This is a genomic window from Spiroplasma endosymbiont of Seladonia tumulorum, from assembly GCF_964020235.1.
In the GTDB taxonomy this organism is placed as follows: Bacteria; Bacillota_I; Bacilli_A; order Mycoplasmatales; family Mycoplasmataceae; genus Spiroplasma.
In genome coordinates, this window is sequence record NZ_OZ026545.1 from 1,765,147 (window position 1) to 1,790,508 (window position 25,362).

General features: G+C 24.7%; 30 protein-coding genes and 4 pseudogenes. 14 read left to right on the forward strand and 20 right to left on the reverse strand.

Annotated elements, in window-relative coordinates; genetic code table 4:
• Positions 1–39 precede the first annotated feature (39 nt).
• Entirely contained in the window at positions 40–753 is a 714-nt protein-coding gene (locus AACL22_RS11205) for an IS3 family transposase (protein WP_338992935.1), read from the forward strand.
• Positions 754–807: 54 nt separating this feature from the next.
• On the opposite strand, the gene AACL22_RS11210 is transcribed toward AACL22_RS11205, so the two are convergent.
• Entirely contained in the window at positions 808–2,568 is a 1,761-nt protein-coding gene (locus AACL22_RS11210) for a ribonuclease J (RefSeq protein ID WP_338992218.1), read from the reverse strand.
• Between the two features lie 390 nt (positions 2,569–2,958).
• The gene (locus tag AACL22_RS11215) at positions 2,959–3,891 is read right to left on the reverse strand and encodes an IS30 family transposase (RefSeq protein WP_422397515.1); all 933 of its coding nucleotides are present in this window, start codon (positions 3,889–3,891) and stop codon (positions 2,959–2,961) included.
• Between the two features lie 76 nt (positions 3,892–3,967).
• On the opposite strand from AACL22_RS11215, the gene AACL22_RS11220 reads away from it, so the two are divergent.
• Both AACL22_RS11220 and AACL22_RS11225 read left to right on the forward strand, forming a co-directional pair.
• Positions 3,968–4,231 carry a hypothetical protein gene (locus AACL22_RS11220; protein ID WP_338988671.1) on the forward strand — a complete coding sequence of 88 codons (264 nt, stop codon included), beginning with the start codon at positions 3,968–3,970 and terminating at the stop codon, positions 4,229–4,231.
• Between the two features lie 140 nt (positions 4,232–4,371).
• A complete protein-coding gene (locus AACL22_RS11225) occupies positions 4,372–4,644 on the forward strand; it encodes an IS3 family transposase (RefSeq protein ID WP_338993084.1) in 273 nt (90 codons plus the stop codon).
• A 131-nt stretch (positions 4,645–4,775) separates the two neighbouring features.
• Here AACL22_RS11225 and AACL22_RS11235 read toward each other — a convergent pair.
• Positions 4,776–5,711: pseudogene (locus AACL22_RS11235) on the reverse strand (IS30 family transposase).
• A 72-nt stretch (positions 5,712–5,783) separates the two neighbouring features.
• Here AACL22_RS11235 and AACL22_RS11240 point away from each other — a divergent pair.
• The 5 genes and pseudogenes from AACL22_RS11240 to AACL22_RS11255 all read left to right on the forward strand — a co-directional run bounded on the left by AACL22_RS11240 (position 5,784) and on the right by AACL22_RS11255 (position 8,348).
• Positions 5,784–6,047: a hypothetical protein gene (locus AACL22_RS11240; protein ID WP_338988671.1), complete on the forward strand. Its 264-nt coding sequence runs from the start codon at positions 5,784–5,786 to the stop codon at positions 6,045–6,047.
• Positions 6,048–6,187: 140 nt separating this feature from the next.
• The gene (locus AACL22_RS11245; RefSeq protein WP_338993086.1) at positions 6,188–6,874 is read left to right on the forward strand and encodes an IS3 family transposase; all 687 of its coding nucleotides are present in this window, start codon (positions 6,188–6,190) and stop codon (positions 6,872–6,874) included.
• Positions 6,875–7,392: 518 nt separating this feature from the next.
• A complete protein-coding gene (locus tag AACL22_RS11250) occupies positions 7,393–7,749 on the forward strand; it encodes a hypothetical protein (RefSeq protein WP_338992236.1) in 357 nt (118 codons plus the stop codon).
• 101 nt (positions 7,750–7,850) lie between these two features.
• A pseudogene (locus AACL22_RS13940) lies at positions 7,851–7,907 on the forward strand (hypothetical protein); the annotation flags it as partial.
• Positions 7,908–8,111: 204 nt separating this feature from the next.
• Positions 8,112–8,348, forward strand: a complete 237-nt coding sequence (locus AACL22_RS11255; RefSeq protein WP_338992238.1) for a hypothetical protein — start codon at positions 8,112–8,114, stop codon at positions 8,346–8,348.
• Between the two features lie 34 nt (positions 8,349–8,382).
• Here AACL22_RS11255 and AACL22_RS11260 read toward each other — a convergent pair whose 3' ends face one another.
• The 15 genes and pseudogenes from AACL22_RS11260 to def all read right to left on the reverse strand — a co-directional run bounded on the left by AACL22_RS11260 (position 8,383) and on the right by def (position 20,047).
• The gene (locus AACL22_RS11260) at positions 8,383–10,575 is read right to left on the reverse strand and encodes a hypothetical protein (RefSeq protein WP_338992240.1); all 2,193 of its coding nucleotides are present in this window, start codon (positions 10,573–10,575) and stop codon (positions 8,383–8,385) included.
• A complete protein-coding gene (locus AACL22_RS11265) occupies positions 10,575–11,582 on the reverse strand; it encodes a hypothetical protein (RefSeq protein WP_338992243.1) in 1,008 nt (335 codons plus the stop codon). The genes AACL22_RS11260 and AACL22_RS11265 overlap by 1 nt, the downstream gene beginning before the upstream one ends.
• Before the next feature lie 296 nt (positions 11,583–11,878).
• Positions 11,879–12,112: a hypothetical protein gene (locus AACL22_RS11270; RefSeq protein ID WP_338992246.1), complete on the reverse strand. Its 234-nt coding sequence runs from the start codon at positions 12,110–12,112 to the stop codon at positions 11,879–11,881.
• 15 nt (positions 12,113–12,127) lie between these two features.
• Positions 12,128–13,081: a hypothetical protein gene (locus AACL22_RS11275; protein WP_338992248.1), complete on the reverse strand. Its 954-nt coding sequence runs from the start codon at positions 13,079–13,081 to the stop codon at positions 12,128–12,130.
• Positions 13,082–13,090: 9 nt separating this feature from the next.
• Positions 13,091–13,456 (reverse strand): hypothetical protein, encoded by a 366-nt coding sequence (locus tag AACL22_RS11280; protein ID WP_338992251.1) that lies wholly within the window; start codon positions 13,454–13,456, stop codon positions 13,091–13,093.
• A gap of 12 nt (positions 13,457–13,468) precedes the next feature.
• Complete coding sequence (locus AACL22_RS11285) at positions 13,469–13,885, reverse strand: hypothetical protein (protein WP_338992252.1); 417 nt, start codon at positions 13,883–13,885, stop codon at positions 13,469–13,471.
• An 86-nt stretch (positions 13,886–13,971) separates the two neighbouring features.
• Positions 13,972–15,003, reverse strand: a complete 1,032-nt coding sequence (locus AACL22_RS11290; protein ID WP_338992254.1) for a hypothetical protein — start codon at positions 15,001–15,003, stop codon at positions 13,972–13,974.
• Positions 15,004–15,098: 95 nt separating this feature from the next.
• Complete coding sequence (locus AACL22_RS11295) at positions 15,099–16,325, reverse strand: hypothetical protein (RefSeq protein WP_338992257.1); 1,227 nt, start codon at positions 16,323–16,325, stop codon at positions 15,099–15,101.
• A 17-nt stretch (positions 16,326–16,342) separates the two neighbouring features.
• Positions 16,343–16,801 carry a hypothetical protein gene (locus AACL22_RS11300; RefSeq protein WP_338990294.1) on the reverse strand — a complete coding sequence of 153 codons (459 nt, stop codon included), beginning with the start codon at positions 16,799–16,801 and terminating at the stop codon, positions 16,343–16,345.
• Between the two features lie 11 nt (positions 16,802–16,812).
• Positions 16,813–17,211: a hypothetical protein gene (locus tag AACL22_RS11305; RefSeq protein ID WP_338991212.1), complete on the reverse strand. Its 399-nt coding sequence runs from the start codon at positions 17,209–17,211 to the stop codon at positions 16,813–16,815.
• Positions 17,192–17,683, reverse strand: a complete 492-nt coding sequence (locus AACL22_RS11310; protein ID WP_338992260.1) for a hypothetical protein — start codon at positions 17,681–17,683, stop codon at positions 17,192–17,194. Before AACL22_RS11310 ends, AACL22_RS11305 begins: the two co-directional genes overlap by 20 nt.
• Positions 17,638–17,922, reverse strand: coding sequence for a hypothetical protein (locus AACL22_RS11315; protein WP_338988664.1), 285 nt, complete (start codon positions 17,920–17,922; stop codon positions 17,638–17,640). Before AACL22_RS11315 ends, AACL22_RS11310 begins: the two co-directional genes overlap by 46 nt.
• Before the next feature lie 916 nt (positions 17,923–18,838).
• Positions 18,839–19,135 (reverse strand): annotated as a pseudogene (locus AACL22_RS11320) (peptide deformylase).
• A gap of 61 nt (positions 19,136–19,196) precedes the next feature.
• On the reverse strand, positions 19,197–19,364 hold the full coding sequence (locus AACL22_RS11325; RefSeq protein WP_338992262.1) for a hypothetical protein: 168 nt from the start codon (positions 19,362–19,364) through the stop codon (positions 19,197–19,199).
• 101 nt (positions 19,365–19,465) lie between these two features.
• Entirely contained in the window at positions 19,466–20,047 is a 582-nt protein-coding gene (gene def, locus AACL22_RS11330; RefSeq protein WP_338992264.1) for a peptide deformylase, read from the reverse strand.
• 70 nt (positions 20,048–20,117) lie between these two features.
• Here def and rsmD point away from each other — a divergent pair, with 70 nt between their 5' ends.
• The 3 genes from rsmD to AACL22_RS11345 are packed head-to-tail and all read left to right on the forward strand — an operon-like array spanning position 20,118 to position 21,566.
• Positions 20,118–20,711, forward strand: coding sequence for a 16S rRNA (guanine(966)-N(2))-methyltransferase RsmD (gene rsmD, locus AACL22_RS11335; RefSeq protein WP_338993088.1), 594 nt, complete (start codon positions 20,118–20,120; stop codon positions 20,709–20,711).
• A 1-nt stretch (position 20,712) separates the two neighbouring features.
• Positions 20,713–21,288, forward strand: coding sequence for a guanylate kinase (gene gmk, locus AACL22_RS11340; protein ID WP_338992267.1), 576 nt, complete (start codon positions 20,713–20,715; stop codon positions 21,286–21,288).
• Between the two features lie 17 nt (positions 21,289–21,305).
• Positions 21,306–21,566, forward strand: coding sequence for a transcription antitermination factor NusB (locus AACL22_RS11345; protein ID WP_338992269.1), 261 nt, complete (start codon positions 21,306–21,308; stop codon positions 21,564–21,566).
• Between the two features lie 106 nt (positions 21,567–21,672).
• Here the strand turns inward: AACL22_RS11345 and AACL22_RS11350 are convergent.
• Both AACL22_RS11350 and AACL22_RS11360 read right to left on the reverse strand, forming a co-directional pair.
• Positions 21,673–22,581, reverse strand: a pseudogene (locus AACL22_RS11350) (IS30 family transposase).
• A gap of 15 nt (positions 22,582–22,596) precedes the next feature.
• Positions 22,597–22,971: an integrase core domain-containing protein gene (locus tag AACL22_RS11360; protein WP_338992277.1), complete on the reverse strand. Its 375-nt coding sequence runs from the start codon at positions 22,969–22,971 to the stop codon at positions 22,597–22,599.
• Positions 22,972–23,784: 813 nt separating this feature from the next.
• Here AACL22_RS11360 and AACL22_RS11365 point away from each other — a divergent pair.
• The 3 genes from AACL22_RS11365 (at position 23,785) to AACL22_RS11375 (ending at position 25,358) form a co-directional block, all read left to right on the forward strand.
• Positions 23,785–24,516, forward strand: a complete 732-nt coding sequence (locus AACL22_RS11365; protein WP_338991876.1) for a hypothetical protein — start codon at positions 23,785–23,787, stop codon at positions 24,514–24,516.
• Positions 24,517–24,729: 213 nt separating this feature from the next.
• Complete coding sequence (locus tag AACL22_RS11370; RefSeq protein WP_338990165.1) at positions 24,730–24,888, forward strand: hypothetical protein; 159 nt, start codon at positions 24,730–24,732, stop codon at positions 24,886–24,888.
• An 11-nt stretch (positions 24,889–24,899) separates the two neighbouring features.
• Positions 24,900–25,358, forward strand: coding sequence for a hypothetical protein (locus AACL22_RS11375; protein WP_338991878.1), 459 nt, complete (start codon positions 24,900–24,902; stop codon positions 25,356–25,358).
• Positions 25,359–25,362: the final 4 nt, after the last annotated feature.

A 25,362-nucleotide genomic window follows, 5' to 3' on the forward strand; every position in this document is an offset into this window, starting at 1 on the left:
TATAAAAATTATGACAGTAGCAAAAAAGATAAAAAAGCAATAAATGATATTGTAAAAGTCTATGAAGAAAATTTAAAACAATTTGGTTATCGAAGAATTACTAAATATTTAAAGGAAGATTATGGTATAAAATATAATTCAAAAAAAGTTTTAAGAATTATGCGTGATAATCAAATACAATCTGAATATGTAAGAAAAATGAGAAGAAAAATGAAATATAAACAGAATAAAGAAAAAAGCTTATTGCAATATCCTGATTTAATTAATCGTAAATTCAATGATATAAAAACAAGGTTTTCAGTACTATATACTGATGTAACATATTTAATTTGAAAAGGAGAAAGATATTATCAATCAACAATTATTGATGGATATACTAAAGAAATAGTTGATGTAAAGTGATCTAAATATAATGACAATAAATTAGTAATGGATAATTTAAATGATGCAATTAATAAAATAAAATTAATAAAAAAAGATCTAAATGGAATAATAATTCACTCAGATCACGGATATCAATATACATCCACTATTTATCACGATAAATGTTTATCTAACGGTATTACAATTTCAATGGGAAAAAATTACCACTGTGCAGATAATATTGTTATAGAAAGTTTTCATTCATTACTTAAGAAAGCTACAATCCATAATAAAATATATAATTCACATGAAGAATATATACAAGATGTTATAAAATGAAATACATGATATTCAAATCGTAAAGAAAAAGATATAATTAAAAAAAAGTAAATACTTTTTATTAGTACTTACTAAAATGGGTGCACTCTATTTTTACATATTCTTTTATTTTTTATTTAAAATTACTGGAATAATCAATGGATTACGACGTTTATAACGGTAAATGAAAGGAGATAATGATTGCTTAATAGCATTTTTAAGAGCGCCAAAAGTTGGTTTTTGGGTTTTTAAAACTTCATTAACTGCTTCGGTTGCTAAACAAATTGATTCATTAATAATATTTCCAGATTCTTTAACATAGAAACTTCCTCTTGAAATAATGCGTGGTGGTGTTAGTAATTGATTATTTTGCGAATCAATTGAAATAACAACAGCAATTAACCCATCTTTTGATAAAATTTCACGGTCACGAACAACAGCGGTTGTTTGCCCTGATAAATCTTTTCCATCAACATAAACAGCTTCAGCTTCAATTCTTTTACCAATTGCTGCTGTTCCATTTAATAGTTCAATTTGATCACCATTAGCACAAATAAAGACATTATCTTTTGGGACATTGACACTAATTGCTGTTTCACCATGTTGGCGAAGCATACGATAGTCACCATGCATTGGCATAAAGTATTTTGGCTTCAATAGGGTAAATAATAATTTTTGTTCTTCTTGTGAAGCATGACCAGACGTATGGATTTGATTTAAAGGACTATTTTCTTGCACAATAGCACCAGCACGAACTAGTTTATTAATAACTCGTTCAACATCAGCTTGATTGCCGGGAATTGGTGATGATGAAAAAATAACAGTATCACCAGGAATAATAGAAATATGTTGATGTTGATTATTTGCAATTCGGGATAATGCTGCCATTGGTTCACCTTGGCTTCCAGTACAAATAATTAATATTTCATTATCTTTATAGTTTTTAGCATCATTTGCTTTAATAAATGCCTTATCAGAAATTTTTAAATGTCCCATTTGACGAATAATTTTAATAATGCGATCTAAACTTCGACCAAACACTAAAATTTTTCGTCCATATTTATTTGCAATTTCAACAATATGTTGAATTCGATGAACATTTGAAGCAAAAGTTGAAATTAAAATTCGCCCCTTAGCTTTAACAAATAATTCACCAATATTTTTAATAATTTTTGTTTCAGTTTGAGTGTAACCCTCAACTTCAGCATTGGTACTATCAGCCATTAATAACATAACACCTTCTTGCCCCATATTTGCCATTCGTTCAATATCAGCACGATGTCCTAATGGTGTTCAGTCAAATTTATAATCACCAGTTGAAACAACTTTTCCATTTGGAGTAACTACTGAAATTCCAAAGGCATCAGGAATACTATGGTTAACAGCAAAAAAGTTAATTTTAAAGTTTTTTGTTTTAATAACACTCATATTATCAACTTCTTTAACAATTGTTGTTTGTTCCAATTTTGCTTCTTTTAGACGATCACGAATTAAAGCAGCAGCTAATCGTGGTGCACAAATAATTGGAATATTAACTTCCCGTAATAAATAGGGAATTCCACCAATATGATCTTCATGGCCGTGTGTAATAAATAATGCTTTTATTTTTTGTTGGTTTTCTTTTAAATAATTATAATTAGGAATAACAGCATCAACTCCAAGCATTGTTGAACTTGGAAATTTAACTCCTGCATCAAGCATAATTAACTCTTCATCATGCTCGATACAATATGTATTTTTTCCAACTTCTTCTAATCCACCTAAAGCAAACACTTTTGTTGGAATTTTATTTTTAACAACATTTTGGATTGGTTGTTTTGTTACTATACTAGTTGGTTTTGTAACTATTGCTTTGTTTTTACTTGTTTCTTTCTTTTCTTCATTCATTGAAATTATCACCTCATAATTCTAAAATTAACGCATAGTTTTTTCTTTATTAAATTGGATATTATTAAAAAGAAAAAAATTAATTTACTAGTATCCAAGAAATTATAACATAAAGATTAGTAAGATTACAAAAAAACTTTTGTTTTAAAAAAAGTTAAATATTATTTTTATAAAATAATTCAATCACTTTTTTCATTCAAGGTTCGGTTTTATTAATTAAATCTGTAAATTGTACTATGAAGTGTAGCACCCTACTTAATTTTATTATAACACCAATAAAATAAATGTTCAATATAATTTATTTTAAAAAAATTTAGTATTTTTGTTTTAAATTTATGAATTTTGGCACACTGAAAAATAAAATGATTAAAATTTTTATAGGTAATTATATTAAAAATTAAACATTTGTATAAAAACTTCTTTTGAAGATAGTCAATGTAAAGATTTTTTAAGTTTAGAGTTTATTATATTAGCAACTTCTTGATAATAATTTCTTGAATAAATACTTAAATCAATTCCTTTGGAAAATCAATGTCTAAAATCACGAATTGCTCTTTCAACTTTGGGTTTTTGAGTTGGAGTACCAGCATCACAAAAATATACTTTAGCATTTGTTATTTTTTCAATTTTTTCTCAATCAGCAAATTCTTTGCTTTGATCTGTTATTATTCCTTTGCATCTATTTTTAAAAAATCTGTTAGAAAAAATTCGTTTTAATGCGTTTGTAACTTCTTTTGTTGTTTTTTCTTTTAATGGTTCAATAATTTTAAATTGGGTTAATTCTTCGATTAAAACTAAACAAACACTATTATTTTTACCAACCATAGTATCCATTTGAAATCAACCAAATTCATTTTTATCATGTTTTGCTTCTTCAATAGTTCTAAAATTTCTTATTTTTCCACGGTTATCAATTCGATTTTTTGTTTTATATTTTCTACCATGAAAATACAAATTATCTTTCTTGAAATTTAAAAATCCCAAATGAATATATTTATATAAAGTTTTAAAACATACCGGAAATTTAATACCAAACTCTTTTTCATATTTTTTTCAGATTTGTTCTGGTGAATCATGAAATTTGTTATATTTTTCATCTAGTCATTCTAAAATATTTAGCAATAATGATGATTTTTTAAAACATTTTTGTCGTTTTTGTAAATAATCTTCGTGTGCTAATTTAGCGTCATATTCATTATCTTTTAACCTTTTTATTTCTTGTCTAATTGTATTGCGATTTTTATGCAATATTTTTGCTATTTTAGATATATTGGGTTTACCATTTTTTCTTTTTAAAGAATCAAGTTCTAATAAATCTTTTAAACATTAGAGTGCACCCCAAAAAGTAAGTAAAATAAAAAAAGATTTTGCTAAATTTTTATAGGGGGTGCATTTTTATATGGCAAAAAAAGGACAAAAATATAACAAATATACATCAGAATTTAGAACAAAAATCATTGAGGAAATTAAACAAAAAAGTTGTTGAATAGTAGCAAAACAATATAATATAAATGCAAATACAGTAGAATCTTGATGAGCAAATCATAAAAAAGGAAAATTAAACAATCCTAAAGGACCTAAAATTTCTTTTGGCAAAAGAAATTTAGAATATTATAAAACAAGGTATGAATTATTAAAAAAGCTCCATGACTTTTACAATTAAGCAAACTAAGAATTGTCTCTTTTATTAAACAAAATTTTTGTGAATATTCAATAAAATTATTACTAGAAGTAACAGGGTTAAAACGTAGTTATTGAGATAAATATAAAAATTATGACAGTAGCAAAAAAGATAAAAAAGCAATAAATGATATTGTAAAAGTCTATGAAGAAAATTTAAAACAATTTGGTTATCGAAGAATTACTAAATATTTAAAGGAAGATTATGGTATAAAATATAATTCAAAAAAAGTTTTAAGAATTATGCGTGATAATCAAATACAATCTGAATATGTAAGAAAAATGAGAAGAAAAATGAAATATAAACAGAATAAAGAAAAAAGCTTATTGCAATATCCTGATTTAATTAATCGTAAATTCAATGATATAAAAACAAGGTTTTCAGTACTATATTAATTTTATTATAACACCAATAAAATAAATGTTCAATATAATTTATTTTAAAAAAATTTAGTATTTTTGTTTTAAATTTATGAATTTTGGCACACTGAAAAATAAAATGATTAAAATTTTTATAGGTAATTATATTAAAAATTAAACATTTGTATAAAAACTTCTTTTGAAGATAGTCAATGTAAAGATTTTTTAAGTTTAGAGTTTATTATATTAGCAACTTCTTGATAATAATTTCTTGAATAAATACTTAAATCAATTCCTTTGGAAAATCAATGTCTAAAATCACGAATTGCTCTTTCAACTTTGGGTTTTTGAGTTGGAGTTCCAGCATCACAAAAATATACTTTAGCATTGTTATTTTTTCAATTTTTTCTCAATCAGCAAATTCTTTGCCTTGATCTGTTATTATTCCTTTGCATCTATCTTTAAAAAATCTGTTAGAAAAAATTCGTTTTAATGCGTTTGTAACTTCTTTTGTTGTTTTTTTCTTTTAATGGTTCAATAATTTTAAATTGGGTTAATTCTTCGATTAAAACTAAACAAACACTATTATTTTTACCAACCATAGTATCCATTTGAAATCAACCAAATTCATTTTTATCATGTTTTGCTTCTTCAATAGTTCTAAAATTTCTTATTTTTCCACGGTTATCAATTCGATTTTTTGTTTTATATTTTCTACCATGAAAATACAAATTATCTTTCTTGAAATTTAAAAATCCCAAATGAATATATTTATATAAAGTTTTAAAACATACCGGAAATTTAATACTAAACTCTTTTTCATATTTTTTACAGATTTGTTCTCGTGAATCATGAAATTTGTTATATTTTTCATCTAGTCATTCTAAAATATTTAGCAATAATGATGATTTTTTAAAACATTTTTGTCGTTTTTGTAAATAATCTTCGTGTGCAAATTTAGCGTCATATTCATTATCTTTTAACCTTTTTATTTCTTGTCTAATTGTATTGCGATTTTTATGCAATATTTTTGCTATTTTAGATATATTGGATTTACCATTTTTTCTTTTTAAAGAATCAAGTTCTAATAAATCTTTTAACATTAGAGTGCACCCCAAAAAGTAAGTAAAATAAAAAAAGATTTTGCTAAATTTTTATAGGGGGTGCATTTTTATATGGCAAAAAAAGGACAAAAATATAACAAATATACATCAGAATTTAGAACAAAAATCATTGAGGAAATTAAACAAAAAAGTTGTTGAATAGTAGCAAAACAATATAATATAAATGCAAATACAGTAGAATCTTGATGAGCAAATCATAAAAAAGGAAAATTAAACAATCCTAAAGGACCTAAAATTTCTTTTGGCAAAAGAAATTTAGAATATTATAAAACAAGGTATGAATTATTAAAAAAGCTCCATGACTTTTACAATTAAGCAAACTAAGAATTGTCTCTTTTATTAAACAAAATTTTTGTGAATATTCAATAAAATTATTACTAGAAGTAACAGGGTTAAAACGTAGTTATTGAGATAAATATAAAAATTATGACAGTAGCAAAAAAGATAAAAAAGCAATAAATGATATTGTAAAAGTCTATGAAGAAAATTTAAAACAATTTGGTTATCGAAGAATTACTAAATATTTAAAGGAAGATTATGGTATAAAATATAATTCAAAAAAAGTTTTAAGAATTATGCGTGATAATCAAATACAATCTGAATATGTAAGAAAAATGAGAAGAAAAATGAAATATAAACAGAATAAAGAAAAAAGCTTATTGCAATATCCTGATTTAATTAATCGTAAATTCAATGATATAAAAACAAGGTTTTCAGTACTATATACTGATGTAACATATTTAATTTGAAAAGGAGAAAGATATTATCAATCAACAATTATTGATGGATATACTAAAGAAATAGTTGATGTAAAGTGATCTAAATATAATGACAATAAATTAGTAATGGATAATTTAAATGATGCAATTAATAAAATAAAATTAATAAAAAAAGATCTGAATGGAATAATAATTCACTCAGATCACGGATATCAATATACATCCACTATTTATCACGATAAATGTTTATCTAACGGTATTACAATTTCAATGGGAAAAAATTACCACTGTGCAGATAATATTGTTATAGAAAGTTTTCATTCATTACTTAAGAAAGCTACAATCCATAATAAAATATATAATTCACATGAAGAATATATACAAGATGTTATAAAATGAAATACATGGATATTCAAATCGTAAAGAAAAAGATATAATTAAAAAAAAGTAAATACTTTTTATTAGTACTTACTAAAATGGGTGCACTCTACATTACTCTTTCTTTAAAAGTAAAATGATGCTTTGTTTTATCCATTTTAAAAAATCCTTTCTTTTATATACAAAGCTAATTATATAGTTTTTTGAGGTTTTGGGCGAGCGGTTGATTTTCTTAAATTTTTGTGATAAAATGACTTACAAGTTAAAAAAGATTTTGAGGTTCTTTCAAACAAATTTGGGAACCTTTATAAAATTCTTTGCTTAACGCTTAGAATTTTTCCCAAGTATTTTGAAAAGCACGGCAAAAGTTTTTTTAAACTTTAAGTAATTTTTCATAAAATTATGAAAATCACCGCGAGCCCAGATTGATGCTACAATAATAATCATTATAATTCATCTCCTTTCTAAAATAAATATATTAAAATACTTGACTTGCATTATATATATAATGCAAGCATATCTTAATAAAAAGTTTCAAGATTAAGAAAAGGAGAAATACAATTATGAAAAAACTGTTAAGTTTATTAAGTGTATTAACAATTAGTGGAACTGCTGTACCAACAACAATTGCTGCTAGTCCTTATCAAAAAGAAGAAAAATTAAATAGTGATATTAATTATTCAAAAACAAATAATTTAAAAATTTTAAGTAGGAGTAAAAGAGGAAACCCTATTCAATTTAAAGCAGCAAAAGGAATGGCTTATGATAATTCAAAACACATAACAAAAGAAGCTGCTGAAAAAAATTTAGGAATTTTCACAAAAGTTGCTACTGGGGCAGCTTGTGGTTTGGCTGGAACATTTGTTTCAGGACCAGTTAGCGGTGCCCTTTTAGGGGCAGCTTGTGGCGGCATTTCTTAAAATTTTAATTCAATAAAAAATTTGTGGAAATAATTAATTTTATTTCCATTTTTAATTAAATTATCAAAATTTAAAATAAAGGAGATGAAAATATAAAAAAAATATTAAGTCTTTTAGGAACAATCACTTTAGTAGCAACAAGTACAACAAATTTAGTTGCTTGTAATAAACCACAATATAGCGAAAAAGAATTAGCAGATTTAAAAGAAAAAAATAATATAAAAACAAAAAATGGTATTTTAGAATTAATATCATCACAAGAAAAACCATTTAATCAAATTGATAATAAATGATATTTTGTAGTATGGCAAAATGATGATAATGGTGATTTAAAAATTAGTAAATTTAAAAATAGTGTAAAATTGAATATTGGCGAGACATATAATATTAACGAGAGCTTACTTTTATTCAATGGAAATTTTGCTGCTAATTTAAAAATTGATTTAGAAGTTATTTTAAAAAACGGAATTCCAATTACCTGATTTTTTGATAGGGATAGCACTTTTTTAAAATCTGTTTATCGTTGAAATTTTAATACAAATATTCCTAGTTTAACTGTTGATTCTAAAACTGGTGAAATAAAAATTGAAGATGAATAAATATAAAAACTCATTTAATTAATTAAATGAGTTTTTATATTTCTAATGTAATTAATGATAGTTTTTCATTATTTCTACTAAATAATTCCAAATTGTTAATATTAATTTGTTCTTTTTCGGTAAAAATTGTAATATCATAATTTCCATAACCTCATATGCCCGATATTTCAATTTGATTTAAAATAAATAGTTTTTCATCATAAGTTATTTTAATAATATCTTCAACCAAATCTTTAGTCATATTTGCTCAAACCGCCTTAGAATAAAGTAATTTATATCATTGTGAAAAATAGTTTAAATATTCTTCTATTTTGTCATTAGAAACAATTAAATTAGTTAAATATTTTTCATATTCGCCATCTGATAATTTAATTTCAGCAGGAATAAGAGAAGGGATATTATTTGTTTTTAATTCATTTGTTAGTGATAACCAATTAAAATAATTTGCTTCTAATTGATAAATAAAATTTTCTGAAATATCTTTGTTTTTAACAGTTACTTTAATTTCATCATTATTGTTATTGATATTATTTTGATTTTTTAAATTCCAATCTGTAATTTGTCCTGTTTTAGGTGAAATAAATGGTGTATTTGGTTCTTCATTTCCATTTCAACGATAAACAGATTTTAAAAAAGTGCTATCCCTATCAAAAAATCAGGTAATTGGAATTCCGTTTTTTAAAATAACTTCTAAATCAATTTTTAAATTAGCAGCAAAATTTCCATTGAATAAAAGTAAGCTCTCGTTAATATTATATGTCTCGCCAATATTCAATTTTACATTATTTTTAAATTTACTAATTTTTAAATCACCATTATCATCATTTCGCCATACTACAAAATATCATTTATTATCAATTTTATTCAATGGTGATTCGCTTACATAAACTTGATTTCAATAATTTTTAGGTGGATTCGGTCCACCAGAAAAATTAAAATATGATGAATTTAATAATACTTGACAATCTTTAAATTCTCAATAACCATCTTCTATTTTATTAGGAGTTGAAGTTAATTCAAAATAATAAGGAGCAAATAATTTAACATCATCATTATAACCTTTATTAATTGCGTATTTACTATATGTATAGTTTGATAACATGTAAATAATTTGTTTAAATCTTTTGACAGCATTATCATTTAAAGATTTATAATTATCTAATTTTCAGTTTTCAAATAAACCGTCAATAACATCTTCTGGTTTTTGTCCTTCGAATTTTTGGCGTAATTCTGCTGCTTTATTAGTAGAATTACCTTTTTCATCGTATTTTGCTCCTTGAAATTTTCGATCATAATTATAACGATATGTTAAATAATTTAATAAAACAATATTTAATTCTTTAACATCTAATAAACCTAGTATATCTTTACCTTTAATATAGTTTTTGGCAATACTTCATGGTAAAAAACTTTCGGTAAATCAATATTGAAATACTCTTAAATTAGGGTTTGTTTCAATTGGCTTTGATAACAAAGGTACTAAACTAGCATTTTCAATATTTGATGATGAATAAGAATAAACACCATTGACATTGCCTCAACATTTTATATTTTCAAATAACATTGATTTAGGATATTTAATCTCAATACCAGTAAATACTGTATCTTCTGGTAATGATTTTTGTAAAACTAAATGAATACTATTCTGATTTTTTCACTTAAAATCAGTTATTTTAACTAAGTGGGTAGATTTAATAATATCAATGCCATCAGGTGAATAAGGGCGTTTGTATTCTTCAATGATGTAACATTCATTTTTGTTGTCTTCTGTAATTTGTTCATTAATAGATACTATTTTTAAGTCTAATGTTTCTAAAAATTCTTTGTCTTGTTTTGAAATATCATTAATTAAAATATCTTTTTCATCAATCATTACATAACTTGTGCTTTTATCTTGGACTGTGGTTTTTTGTTGAATTTGTAATTTAAAATTAAAATCACTAATTTCATAACCAGTTATTTTAATATATTCATCTTTGTCAATAAAACCTATTTTAACGCTATTTTGAGAATAGTTTAAGGTTGGTTTTTGTTTTGTCTTAACAAGATTATTAATTTTATAAATATATAAGGTTCTTGCACGGGCTTCTGTAAATAATTGTTCTAAATCAGGGTCGCTGTACTGCGATTGACTAGCAAAATCTAACGGAATACTATCAATTGAATAGTCAATTGGTTCATCATTTTCTGCTAATTGTGCTAACATTTTTTCAGATGGTTTTAACATTATTCTTGTTCTCCTTCTTCATTAGGCATATTGATAATAGTTTCGTTGTTTTTTAATTGTCTGTTTAAAGTAGCATTTACTGGTAAGCGAACATCAACAATTAACTCGTCAATATTTTTAATATTGAATGTTCTACTGTTTAAAATAGCATTATCATATTTAATTAACTTAATAATAAATTCAGTTAATTTAATTTCTCTAATATATATCATTTGTTCGTATGATGCGTTTGTTAGAATATTTACACCAGCAACTTCTGCCTGAGTTTGTTGTGCTCCCTTAGCAATGGCGGGAGCATGATGTCGATTTATTTTATAGTAATTTATTAATAATCAATCATATATTTTAGTTAATTGCTCACCTTTAAAATTACCAGCAATATAGTCTACTGGTTGAAAATTACTATCAGGGTCTCCTTCAACTAATAACAAGTCATTTTCAATAAATGATGCCAGTATTTTACTAATTTCTTGGTCAACCACACCAGTAACTCCATTAGTATTAATAGTAAATTTACCACTATTTAATAATGGATCTAACATTATTTTTTCAGCAATAATATCTAAAATACTAGCAAATTGTTTGCCATAACGAGCAGAAGGCTCAAAATTAGGGTTATTAGGAATAATTTCAATTGGAATAAAATTAAGTGGTAATATTTCTTCTTTTTGTAATGTTGTATAGTTATTTCATTTAGCATCATTAATATATAAGTCGGTAATAGTACTGTATAATTGTGTTTTTAACTTTCTAATAACTTTTACTTGTTTAGTTACATAATCAATTTCTAATTTTTCAGTAATAAAAATACTCTGGTCATTTTTAAGATAAGGGTCATAATCAAAAGTGCAAGATACTAAATTACCTAATTCATCATATTGGTCATTGTAAAAATCAATAGTAATAAAATTAAGTTTTGAATTATTAGCAAAAATAAAATATGCACCTTTACCATTCTTATTAATTTTATATTCGTTATATCAATTCTTATTGGTAAAGTCCTGCATTTTTAAAAAGCTATTAATTAATTTAGTATCTATTTTTTGATTAGTAAGTGGATTATAAATGCTAATTTCTGAATCTCGCGGATTTAAAAAATTAGCATTATCTTCACAAATTCTTTTTTCTAAAATCTCATTATGTTTTTAAACAGTAACATTTTTATAATTAGTAATCGTTGATGCTAAATTAAGATAATAACTATCAATATCATATTCTTTTTTTAATTTCTTTTTTGCTGGTAATAATCCCATTTATAACACCTCTTTATTTTGTATCTTCTTTTTTAATAACATCTTCAATACTATCTTCTTTTTGTTTTTTTGTTATGTGTTTTGATAAATCTAATTGTTTCAATAATCAAAACTATAATTCCAGCTCCGATAAGCATTGCTGAAACAATAACATATGCTGGTCAAGAAATACCTAATGTTTTTTCTCCGATAAAACAAATAATAATTCCGGCGATAAAAAACAATGATGAAACTCCAAAGATTTTCAAAAACATAATTACATCTTTAATATTTACTTTTGGCATAAAATCATCTCCTTTCTAACTTACTTTTTTTCTTTCAATATATAATTTAGTCATTTTAGCAGCAGCATTTTTTGAATATATTATAATTTTTCCATTATTTCTTAATTGTGCAATTTGATTTTCATTACCAGTAGTTGTTATTCCACTTGATATATTTCCTGTAAATCCTTTATAAGTTGATAAATAAAAACTATTTAAAAATTGATTATTAACTCATACTTTATATTTATATTTATTTTTATCTCAATCTTTTATTTGATATTCACTAACATTAGGAGTTCAATCAGTAATATCTACAATTTCTCAATCACTACTTTTAATTTGATAATGTTCATTAATATATTTTGTAGTTGGTAATGTGTCATCAGTTATTTTTAATTCTGATGTTGTACTTTTTTTAATAATTTCAAAGTTAGCAGTTATATCATTATTTTTAAATGAAGGGTCTCAAATTTCTAATTCACCTGTTTTTTGATTAAATGAAGCATTCGCTTTACCACTTTGAGTAGGCATTAATTTAATTCCAATTTGTCGTGTTCTCATATAATTAACAAACTCACCGCCACTAGTTGGATCATCAATTGCTAATTCATCATTGTAACCGTTTGTTACAGATATTTTACCTTTATTATTACCACCCTCAGTAATAACAAAATCATTATGATTTAATGTTTTCATTATAGAATCTGGATTAATAATATTAGCAGTATTAGATTTTCAAACTTTATTAGTTTTATCATAAAAAAAAGTATCATTATCAAAGGGAACATTTATTTCATTATTGTTATTTTTAACAATAGTTTTATTGTCAATCTTAGTTTTTTCTTTTTCTATTAAAGCATCAACTTTTAATTGAGTATAATATGCTTCTAAATCAATCATTGTTAAAACAATACCTTCTTCTTGAAAAGTACGAAACATTTTCTTTAAAGTTGTTAAATTAGCCAATGATTTTGCATAGGTAGGCAATAGACCTTGTTAAGTAATCATAGGGTCATTTTGCGATGAATAATTAATATCACCAACACTCATATTTGCCGAAGTAAAAAATTCAATTGGAATGCGGTTAAATGTTCAATGCTCAATCGTAATAAACACCATATTAATACAAATTTTCTTTAATAATGGATCTTTAAATGTTTCAAACTTTAGTTTTGAAAATGGATAGTTTAAGTAAGAATTAATCATATTTTGGGCTCTTAAAGCAAATGTTTTAAATCATAATTCTACATCACCTTTAAAAAACTTATTATAACGAACTGGAACTTGTGTAATTTTACCTGTCATTGGAATAAAATTATTATAATTTTCCAAAGTAACATTTTGTCATAATTTATTTAACATTTAATCATCTCCTTATCATTTACTTTTTTTAGAATATATTTTCTTTAATATAAATTTTTTACTATTTAGTAATGTTTTTGTTTTAATTGTTTTGTTTAAATCTTGTTTTGTTCTGAGTTGTTTATATGCTTGAAATACTAGTCCATTACCTAACAAACTAGTAACCGCACTATCTTCTAGCGTATTTAACAATTTATATTTATTAAAGTTATTTTTAAATTGTTCTTGCATTTTTAATATCTTAGCAATTGTCCGATATATTTTAAAACTATCTTTTACTACTTGCTGATAAACAAGTGGGGCAAAAGAAACTAAATTAAACAAACTTGTTTTTTTAAATCCCCAACCAATAAACCATTCACTGTTCATATAAAATTTAAACGGTTCAGGAGCTAAAACAAACTGTTCTGCTTTGATTAAAGTTGTCATAACGACAATAGGGGCATATTTAGGATTTTTATAATATATTGTTAAAGCAACTTCGCCCGCAACTGATAATGGAACAATTTTAACTGCTAAAAAACATCAGAACCATAAGCAAAAGGTAATAATTGACCTTTTTTAATAGCCTTAGTTTCAAATTTAGATAATATTTTTTTAGTTTTATCAGTAATTTTACTAATTACTTTTTGTTTAATAGTAATTATTTGTTTTTCAATTGGGGCTAATAATTTTTTAGTTACTTTTTGAATATAAAAATTTGGGTTTAAATGATTTAAAATTTTATTTAATTTAATTGGTGTTTGATGAAAAATATTTAATAATTTATTATTATATATTTTACTGCCCCGCATTAAATTAGCATTTAATATTAGGTTTTTACCAACACCTTTTTTATGAAGATTAATCATTATGTTATATCACTCATTAGTATTAATTTTGCTTATTTTATCAATATTTAATCCATATTCAGACAATCATTTATTAGCATTTATTTCATTTATGCGTGGTATTTTTTGAACTAATGTAGGACTTATTTTTTGAATATTTTTTTCAATTTTTAATAAATTATTAATTGTTTCTAATTTAGAAACTTTAAAACCCTTATAAAAATCATTTCGGGCTAATTTTCCAATTGTATATAATAAAGTTTCATTATTAGCTTGTTTTGTAAAATCAAATATTAATTTATCAGATAAAATCTTTTTACCTCTAACTTGTCTTACAACATCTTCTAAATTATTAGCAGTTATTACACCTAATTTTTCAAGTAGTTTAGTTTCTTTCGCTAATTTTAAAATTTTAGTTATTCGAGCAGCATGCGTTAATTTTCCAATACCACCAATTGCTGGTAGCAAATTTAAGGCAGTACTTTTTACTGTCACTTCTGATGTTAATTTATCGTATATTTGATTTACGGCAAAATCGGTTGCTGTTTCTACTCCAAACGAGATAAATGCTGCGGCAAAATTAGATAATCCCGCACCAAGACCAACAGCCGAAGCAATACCACCAGTTAAAACTGATAAACCAAGTGCTAAAACTTGAATTCCTAAAAATTCTAATAACTGTAAACCAAAATTTTTTTCTTGTTGTTGGATTGACAATCTAGTTGGATTTTTTTAACAGCATAAATAAGGGTTGTTTTAGATGTTCCAATTGGCATATATATCAAACGCAAAAGTACTATTTTTTAATACTATTAAGAATTTTTAATTTTAACATCAATCGGATTTGTTTGACCAGTAGCGTTGTTTTTACCTTCAATTTGAACTTCAACAGTTTTATCATTTGTAATATTAATTGGTCAGTCTTCACCTTTACTTTCAATAAAGTAATCAAAATCACTTTCAGTTAAAGAACTATTTACTGCTTTTACTGCTTTTAAAACAACATCTTTAAATTGTGATTTTAACTGTTCGGCTGTTGCTTTTGTTGGGTCTGTAACATGAATATTTGGTTTATCTATTTTATTAATTTTACTAATATCAATTTTTGAAACAATATGTTTAATAATTCCCTTAGGTTCAACTACTGCCCCACCTAAATATAAAACTCTTTCCATAATCAAAGTATTACCCATACCAGTACCCAATGCAGCTGCACCAACTCTTAATGGAATATGGTCTTTTTTGCGTAAGATAAGAGGGTCATATTTTTTACTAAATTTAAAGGCAATTGCATTAACACCATCTGGTAATAGAGTAATTGTTCCTTCTGAACCATCTTTATTAATAATTGGTAATTTTTTAGGAACCATATAATATGTTGTTTCTTCAACAGTTTTCATTGCTCCGCTTGTTTCAATTACATTGTTTATTTGGTCATTTGCTCCAAGTTGTAACTGTAATTTATTACGAATTCCACGAATAAAATCAGCCGAACCCAAGACAACTGTTTCTGATGGGGTAAATCCATTTTCATATATTTTATCCATAATTTCATCGTGAATTTGTAAAGCATTAGTATCATCTGCTTTTTGGCCTTGAATGGTTGTAACTACTCCTTTATTAATAATTTCTAAAATTTTATTACGTTTATAAGCAACCTCAGTATCCATTGCTTGTTCAATATCAGCAGACCAAAGATTAGAGTTAAAATCACTTTCTGCAGGGTCTAATTTACGAGCAAAAGTTAAAATTGTATCTAATTCAACAATTCCATCATCAAATTTTACTTCTGAATAATTTAATAATTTATCATCAGTATTAAATACTTTCCCATCTTTACCAGAACCTTCATTATATTTAATATTTTTCTTTCTTTTATATGCTAAACTAAATTTACTTGCATCTTTTCATGCAAATAATGCTTCTCAACTAAATTTTTGTTGATAAGTTTGTAAATATCATTGTTCAAATGTTTCTCGATCTCGTTTTGTTGCTTGATTAGCAATATCTCCGAAAATTCTTTGTGGGTTTTGTGCCATAATTTACTTCCTTCTTTCTATTTATTAAATACATTGTCTGTATCTAAAATATTGTTTTCTTTGTTTTCTACTTTTGGTACGCCACCAGTATTAACTGTTTGTACCTTAATTAATTCATCATAAACACTTTGCAATTGTGTTTTAATGATTTCAATATCATCAGTAATATCATAAGACTTTAATAAAACATTTTTAAATTCTTCATTATCAGTTAAAGAATTAATAAAGTCAATTACTTCAATTTGTTTTAATTGAATTGTTTGTTGTTCAATTTGTGAAGTTAATTCAGTATTTTTTGTTTGTAGTTCGTTGATTTGCTGATTACTATTTTCTAAATTAATTGCATTAAATTCTTCAACTTCAGCAGTATTTTCTAAAATAATTTCAGCAGTTTTAATATCTAAACTACCATCTTCATTTTTAATAGGTTCACTATTTTCATTAATAAGAACATATTTTACATTTTTTAATGCCATTGTTTTTCCTCCTATTTTTTAATATTTGTATTTGTTCTTTTTCTAATCGCTTTTTGTATAATTTCAAAACTGTCTACTCTAAAAGACAAAAAATAGCGTTTAGTTTTTATATTTAACTGATTAAATACTGAGCCTTTAATTTTTATCTCATCATCTTTTTTTAATTTCAAAAACTCAGTTAAAATAGATGGGTTATATATTGATAATGTTGAGTAATTTAATCCTTCTCACTGACATTTAGCCGAACAAGCATCAACTTCAACACCACCAGCAACCAGTGCCTTAATCTTAGTTTTAATCGGATTTTCATGTAATCTAACAGTTAATTCTAACTTATTAACTTTTTTATTTTTTATTTTAGGTTTATTAGTTATTGATTTTTTAGGTAAATTACTTTTTGTTTGTGCCATTTTTATCAACTCCTTTTGCTAAAAAATACTGTAAATGTTTTCAAGCATCGTGTTCGTGCTCTGACATTTTAATATTTCCTTTATAAATATAATTTTTCTTAATGACTGGTGATTGTAAAATATATTTTAAATTAAATAGATATTTGCATAAAACTTTTAAACCACTAATAAATTTAGGAGTAGATAATGGATTTTTTATTTTTAAACCCTTATGAAGTTGATAATCTTCAATTATTACAATAACTTTATTTAAATAAGAACAAATTTTATTTTTAAACTCATTTAATATTAAATACATATTATTTATTGCTTCTTCTTCATTTTTGGAATTAAAAGTAATATTATTAATTATTTTCTTTTGCAAAACATTATAAATAATAATACCAGTTTGTCCAATTCCAGCAGGGTCAATTGCAATAATATATTTTAATTTATTTGTTTTATTTTTTTGTCAATTTGTAATATTTTTCATCCATCGGATGCTAAATCTAAAATATCGTTAATTTTATAATATTGCATATATGAAACAATAACATCTCACTTGTCTTTAAATAAATTTAAGTACATTTTGGCTCATTCTAAACATTGCAAATCATAATGCTTTTTATGATGTGAAATACGACAATTAATAGGTTGACAATTAACTCAATCAAATGATGTTGTTATTTCATTTCAAGTTTTATTAATATACTTACTTTTATATTCTGTCATTTATCTATACTCCTTAATTCTTTTTATTTGTTGCTCAAATTTCATCATTAATATCATTTACTGTTACCAGATAAGCTCGTATCATTAATTCTTGTAATTTATTTTTAATTTTTTTATTTCATTTTTTCATCAAATATTTTCCTTTCTGTAAAAAAACATAATATTCCTTTATTGGTTAATATTTTGATATTTAGTAAATAATTTATTTTAATATTTAATTACTTCGCCGCCCGCTCCACTTTGAAGGTGAGCGGGGGCGGATAGGATATTTTGATAGAGTTTACCCCCATACGAAAATAAACAAAAAACAGTTTACCCAGTTATTAATTACGCTTCATCCATCCCTACACAACTTTATATAAAGAAAATAACCTTTTGGAGTTCCAACCCTCTTGTTTTTTTAGTGTCCGATATTGTTTTTTTCGGTTTAACAACACTCTTTTTATGAAAACAAGCCAAAAAACACATGCTCTGACATTTCGCAAGTGATTAATCTTGCCGAGAATTAAAGAAATAAATAGGAGTAGTAAATCCAATCGCTTTCACACTTTCTTTAAGGCTTCGTGCCATAGATGAGTTATCCATCTTTATGCATCAAAATATTAAGTTTTAAAGATTGAATTTTGGATTAATCGTTAGATAGTATCTTTTTTTATCTCATTATCTTTTTTAATTCTTTGTTTATTAAATATATTTTTTAGTAATTATATTTAACAATTAACTAACAACTAAATAAAACAATTATTCAAAATTTTTTAAGAAAAGAAAGGATGGATTTTTCTGAAAAAACATATTTTATTAAGTGTAAAAGATACTATCTAACGATTAATCCAATAAATATAAGTATTTTTTACAAAATAAAAAACACTTTATTCTTTTTCAATAAAGTGCTACATTTGCATTTACAATTTACAATCTAATAAAGTTTTCCTTCTAAATGCCCTTGTTCATGTTGAAAAACAATTGCTTCAAGACCATGGGCAGTAATTGTTACTTATTGTTGTTTTAAATAATCATAACCTTCAACAATAATCTCAAAACTACGGGGAACAAAACCTTCTTGGTTATTCCTAACACTAAAACAACCTTCACCTTTTTCACGACAAACTATTTGCTCACTTTTTTCAATAATTTTAGGATTAATCATTGCATGTTCAATTATTTTTTTATTTTCTGTTTCGTCATCTGTCTCTTCAATTCGAATATAATACATTTTAAGATTATGTTCAATTTGAGGAGCGGCTAAACCAACAGCTGGTTTAATCTTATTGGCATTATTTTTTTTGGGGAGTATGCGAATATCTTACAAAATCAATTATTTTTTGTATTACAAGTTCATTTTCGGGTGTTAAGGATACAGACACATCAATTGATGGTTGTCGAATTGATGGAGTGTCATTTAATACTAATCAGTCATGAGTTGGTACTTCATTTTGTAACATTAAAAATCACCTCTGATGGGATTTTATCATAAGAATTAAAATAAGAAAATATAATTAGTATTTAAAATTAAATAAAAACTGGTATTACCAGTTTTTATTTTTTATAAAATAATTCAATCACTTTTTTTTGTTCAAGGTGCTTTTTTATTAATTAAATCATAATATAATTTACCTTCTAAATGTGCTTGTTCATGTTGAAAAACAATTGCTTCATAACTACGGGCAGTAATTGTTACTTGTTGTTGTTTTAAATAATCATAACCTTCAATAATAATTCGAAAACTACGAGGGACAAAACCTTCTTTATCACCATTAACGCTTAAACAACCTTCGCCTTTTTCTATACAAGCTTTTTGTTCACTTTTTCCAATAATTTTAGGATTAATCATTGCATGTTCAATTATTTTTTTATTTTCTGTTTCGTCATCTGTCTCTTCAATTCGAATATAATACATTTTAAGATTATGTTCAATTTGAGGAGCGGCTAAACCAACAGCTGGTCTAATTGTATGACCACTATTTTTTTGCGGATCTTGGGAATATCTTACAAAATCAATTAATTTTTGCATTACAAGTTCATTTTCAGGTGCTAATGGTAAAGAGACATCAATTGATGGTTGTCGAATTGACGGTGTATCATCAAATACTAGTCAGTCTTTAGTTGGTATTTCATTTTGCAACACTAAAAATCACCTCTTAAAAAATTATAACATATTCAGCAATTATTAAAGAAAATTCTAAAGTTTTAGTATAATAAAAAAAAGAAAGAGAAGGGTTAAGAAGATGCGCGTAATTAGTGGAAAATATAAGGGTTATCAAATTAAAACATTAGATGGAATGAATACCCGGCCAATGACGGCACGTGTTAAAGAAGATACATTTAATATTTTAGATAATTATTTTATTTATGAAAATAAAATTGGATTAGATATTTTTGCTGGAAGTGGTCAATTAGGAATTGAAGGGTTATCACGGGGGTTACAACAATGTTATTTTAATGATTCGCACCAAGGTGCCTCCAAAATTATTGAAACTAATTTAAATAACTTAAAAATAAATAATGCAAAGGTATTAAATTATGATTATAAAGTTTTATTAAATTGAATGATACAACAGAAAGTATTAATTGATATTTTATTTTTAGACCCACCTTTTAAGCAAATTGAGTATTATTATGATATTATTACTATAATATTGAATAACAATATTATCAATAACTATGGAACAATAGTTTGTGAATCAAATCAAATGTTGTCATTTGATCAATTTAATTTAGTTATGTTACGTTGTAAAACATATAAAAAAAAGTATTTGTATATATTAAGATTAGAAAAAGGAGAACGTTAATGTGCAGAAAGAGGGTTTTTTAATTATTTTTTCTGGCCCATCAGGAGTCGGAAAAGGGACAATATGCCAAGAACTTTTTAAATATGAGGAGTTGAATTTGGCTTATTCAGTTTCAATGACAACAAGAACAAAAAGGCAGGATGAAGTTGAAGGGGCAAATTATTTTTTTGTTGACCGACCAACATTTGAAGCTGCAATTAAAAATGATAAATTATTAGAATATGCTGAATTTGTCGGTAATTATTATGGTACGCCAAAATCATATTGTATTGAACAAATTAATAATGGAAAAAATGTTTTATTAGAAATTGAAGTACAAGGTGCAACACAAGTGTTACAGAAAGTAACTGATGCAGTTTCAATTTTTTTAATTCCACCAAGTTTAGAGGAATTAGAAAAACGAATTCGAGGCCGAAAAAGTGAACCCGAAGAAGTATTACAAGCACGATTAGCAAAAGCAGCTGATGAACTTCCATTGCAAAGTAATTATAATTATGTTGTGGTAAATAACACTGTAGAACAAGCAGTTGCAGAAATTAAAACAATTTTAGAACAAGAAATTGCTAATCGTTCGTAAGTTTAAAGGATTAAGAAATGCAAGCAAGAGAAATAGCATGAAATATCTTATGAAAAATTTTTGCAAAAAATAAGTGTAGTAATCATTTATTATCAAATATTGTAGAACAAAATGATGATTTTACTGACCAAAATAAAACTTTAATTTATCGAATTGTTTATGGTACTTTAAAAAATAAATTGTATTTAGAATATATTGCTAATCAATTTATTGAATCTGTAAATTGTACTATGAAGTGTAGCACTCTACTTAATTTTATTATAACACCAATAAAATAAATGTTCAATATAATTTATTTTAAAAAAATTTAGTAGTTTTGTTTTAAATTTATGAATTTTGGCACACTGAAAAATAAAATGATTAAAATTTTTATAGGTAATTATATTAAAAATTAAACATTTGTATAAAAACTTCTTTTGAAGATAGTCAATGTAAAGATTTTTTAAGTTTAGAGTTTATTATATTAGCAACTTCTTGATAATAATTTCTTGAATAAATACTTAAATCAATTCCTTTGGAAAATCAATGTCTAAAATCGCGAATTGCTCTTTCAACTTTGGGTTTTTGAGTTGGAGTTCCAGCATCACAAAAATATACTTTAGCATTTGTTATTTTTTCAATTTTTTCTCAATCAGCAAATTCTTTGCCTTGATCTGTTATTATTCCTTTGCATTTATCTTTAAAAAATCTGTTAGAAAAAATTCGTTTTAATGCGTTTGTAACTTCTTTTGTTGTTTTTTCTTTTAATGGTTCAATGATTTTAAATTGCGTTAATTCTTCGATTAAAACTAAACAAACACTATTATTTTTACCAACCATAGTGTCCATTTGAAATCAACCAAATTCATATTTATCATGTTTTGCTTCTTCAATAGTTCTAAAATTTCTTATTTTACCGCGATTATCAATCCTATTTTTTGTTTTATATTTTTTGAAATTTAAAAATCCCAAATGAATATATTTATATAAAGTTTTAAAACATACTGGAAATTTAATACCAAACTCTTTTTCATATTTTTTACAGATTTGTTCTGGTGAATCATGAAATTTGTTATATTTTTCATCTAGTCATTCTAAAATATTTAGCAATAATGATGATTTTTAAAAACATTTTTGTCGTTTTTGTAAATAATCTTCGTGTGCTAATTTAGCGTCATATTCATTATCTTTTAACCTTTTTATTTCTCGTCTAATTGTATTGCGATTTTTATGCAATATTTTTACTATTTTAGATATATTGGGTTTACCATTTTTTCTTTTTAAAGAATCAAGTTCTAATAAATCTTTTAACATTAGAGTGCACCCATTTTAGTAAGTACTAATAAAAAAAGTATTTACTATTTTTTTAATTATATCTTTTTCTTTACGATTTGAATATCATGTATTTCATTTTATAACATCTTGTATATATTCTTCATGTGAATTATATATTTTATTATGGATTGTAGCTTTCTTAAGTAATGAATGAAAACTTTCTATAACAATATTATCTACACAGTGGTAATTTTTTCCCATTGAAATTGTAATACCGTTAGATAAACATTTATCGTGATAAATAGTGGATGTATATTGATATCCGTGATCTGAGTGAATTATTATTCCATTCAGATCTTTTTTTATTAATTTTATTTTATTAATTGCATCATTTAAATTATCCAGGCGTCCTGTACGATGAACCGGCAAAAAACAACTCTTGTGAGATTGTTTTTTTTTATTTTTATATTAAAAAACATAAATTTATTTGCATTATTCATCGGATAGTATCTTTAAATTTAGAACTTTTATCATAAAAAAACAGATTAAATTCTGTTTTCCCTACACAAAATAAACAATATTTTTATAAATCCTTTCAATAAAGGTATTATCCGATGAATAATGCGGCACTTAAAATTTAATATTTTGATGCTTAAAGATGAATAACTCATCTATGGCACGAAGCCTTAAAGAAAGTGTGAAAGCGATTGGATTTACTACTCCTATTTATTTCTTTAATTCTCGGCAAGATTAATCACTTGCGAAATGTCAGAGCGCGTGTTTTTTGCTTGTTTTCATAAAAAGAGTGCTGTTAAACCGAAAAAACAATATCGGACACTAAAAAAACAAGAGGGTTGGAACTCCAAAAGGTTATTTTCTTTATATAAAGTTGTCTAGGGATGGATGAAGCGTAATTAATAACTGGGTAAACTGTTTCTTTGTTTATTTCCGTATGGGGGTAAACTCTATCAAAATATCTTATCCCGCCCCCGCTCACCTTCAAAGTGAAGCGGGGGCGAAGTAATTAAATACTAAAATAAATTATTTACTAAATATCAAAATATTAACCAATAAAGGAATATTATGTTTTTTTACAGAAAGGAAAATATTTGATGAAAAAATGAAATAAAAAAATTAAAAATAAATTACAAGAATTAATGATACGAGCTTATCTAGTAACGGTAAATGATATTAATGATGAAATTTGAGCAACAAATAAAAATAATTAAGGAGTATAGATAAATGACAGAATATAAAAGTTTGTATATTAATAAAACTTGAAATGAAATAACAACGTCATTTGATTGAGTTAATTGTCAGCCTGTTAATTGTCGTATTTCACATCATAAAAAGCATTATGATTTGCAATGTTTAGAATGAGCCAAAATGTACTTAATTTTATTTAAAGACAAGTGAGATGTTATTGTTTCATATATGCAATATTATAAAATTAACGATATTTTAGATTTAGCATCCGATGGATGAAAAATATTACAAATTGACAAAAAAAATAAAACAAATAAATTAAAATATATTATTGTAATTGACCCTGCTGGAATTGGACAAACTGGTATGATTATTTATAATGTTTTGCAAAAGAAAATAATTAATAATATTACTTTTAATTCTAAAAATGAAGAAGAAGCAATAAATAATATGTATTTAATATTAAATGAGTTTAAAAATAAAATTTGTTCTTATTTAAATAAAGTTATTGTAATAATTGAAGATTATCAACTTAATAAAGGTTTAAAAATAAAAAATCCATTAGCTACTCCTAAATTTATTGGTGGTTTAAAAGTTTTATGTAAATATCTATTTAATTTAAATTATGTTTTACAATCGCCAGTTGTTAAGAAAAATTATATTTATAAAGGAAATATTAAAATGACAGAGCACGAACACGATGCTTGAAAACATTTACAATATTTTATAACAGAAGGAGTTGATAAAAATGGCACAAACAAAAAGTAATTTACTTAAAAAATCAATAACTAATAAATCTAAAATAAAAAAGTTAATAAATTAGAATTAACTGTTAGATTACATGAAAACCCAATTAAAACTAAAATTAAGGCACTGGTTGCTGCTGGTGTTGAAGTTGATGCTTGTTCTGCGAAATGTCAGTGAGAAGGATTAAATTACTCAACATTATCAATTTATAATCCGTCAGTTGTATCTGCTTTTTTGAAATTAAAAAAAGATGATGAGATAAAAATTAAAGGCTCAGTATTTAATCAGTTAAATATAAAAACTAAACGCTATTTTTTATCTTTTCGAGTCGATAGTTTCGAAATTATACAAAAAGCGATTAGAAAAAGAACAAATACAAGTATTAAAAAATAGGAGGAAAAACAATGGCATTAAAAAATGTAAAATTTGTTCTTATTGATAAAAATAATGAACCTATTAAAAATGAAGATGATAGTTTAGATATTAAAACTGCTGAAATTATTTTAGAAAATACTGTTGAAGTTGAAGAATTAAATGCAAGTAATTTAGAAAATAGTAATCAACAAATCAACGAACTACAAACAAAAAATACTGAATTAACTTCACAAATTGAAGAACAAACAATTCAATTAAAACAAATTGAAGTAATTGATTTTATTAATTCTTTAACTGATAATGAAGATTTTAAAAATGTTTTATTAAAATCTTATGATATTACTGATGATATTGAAATCATTAAAGTACAATTGCAGAGTGTTTATGATGAATTAATTAAGGTACAAACAGTTAATACTGGTGGCGTACCAAAATCAGAAAATAAAGAAAACAATATTTTAGATACAGACAATGTATTTAATAAATAAGAAA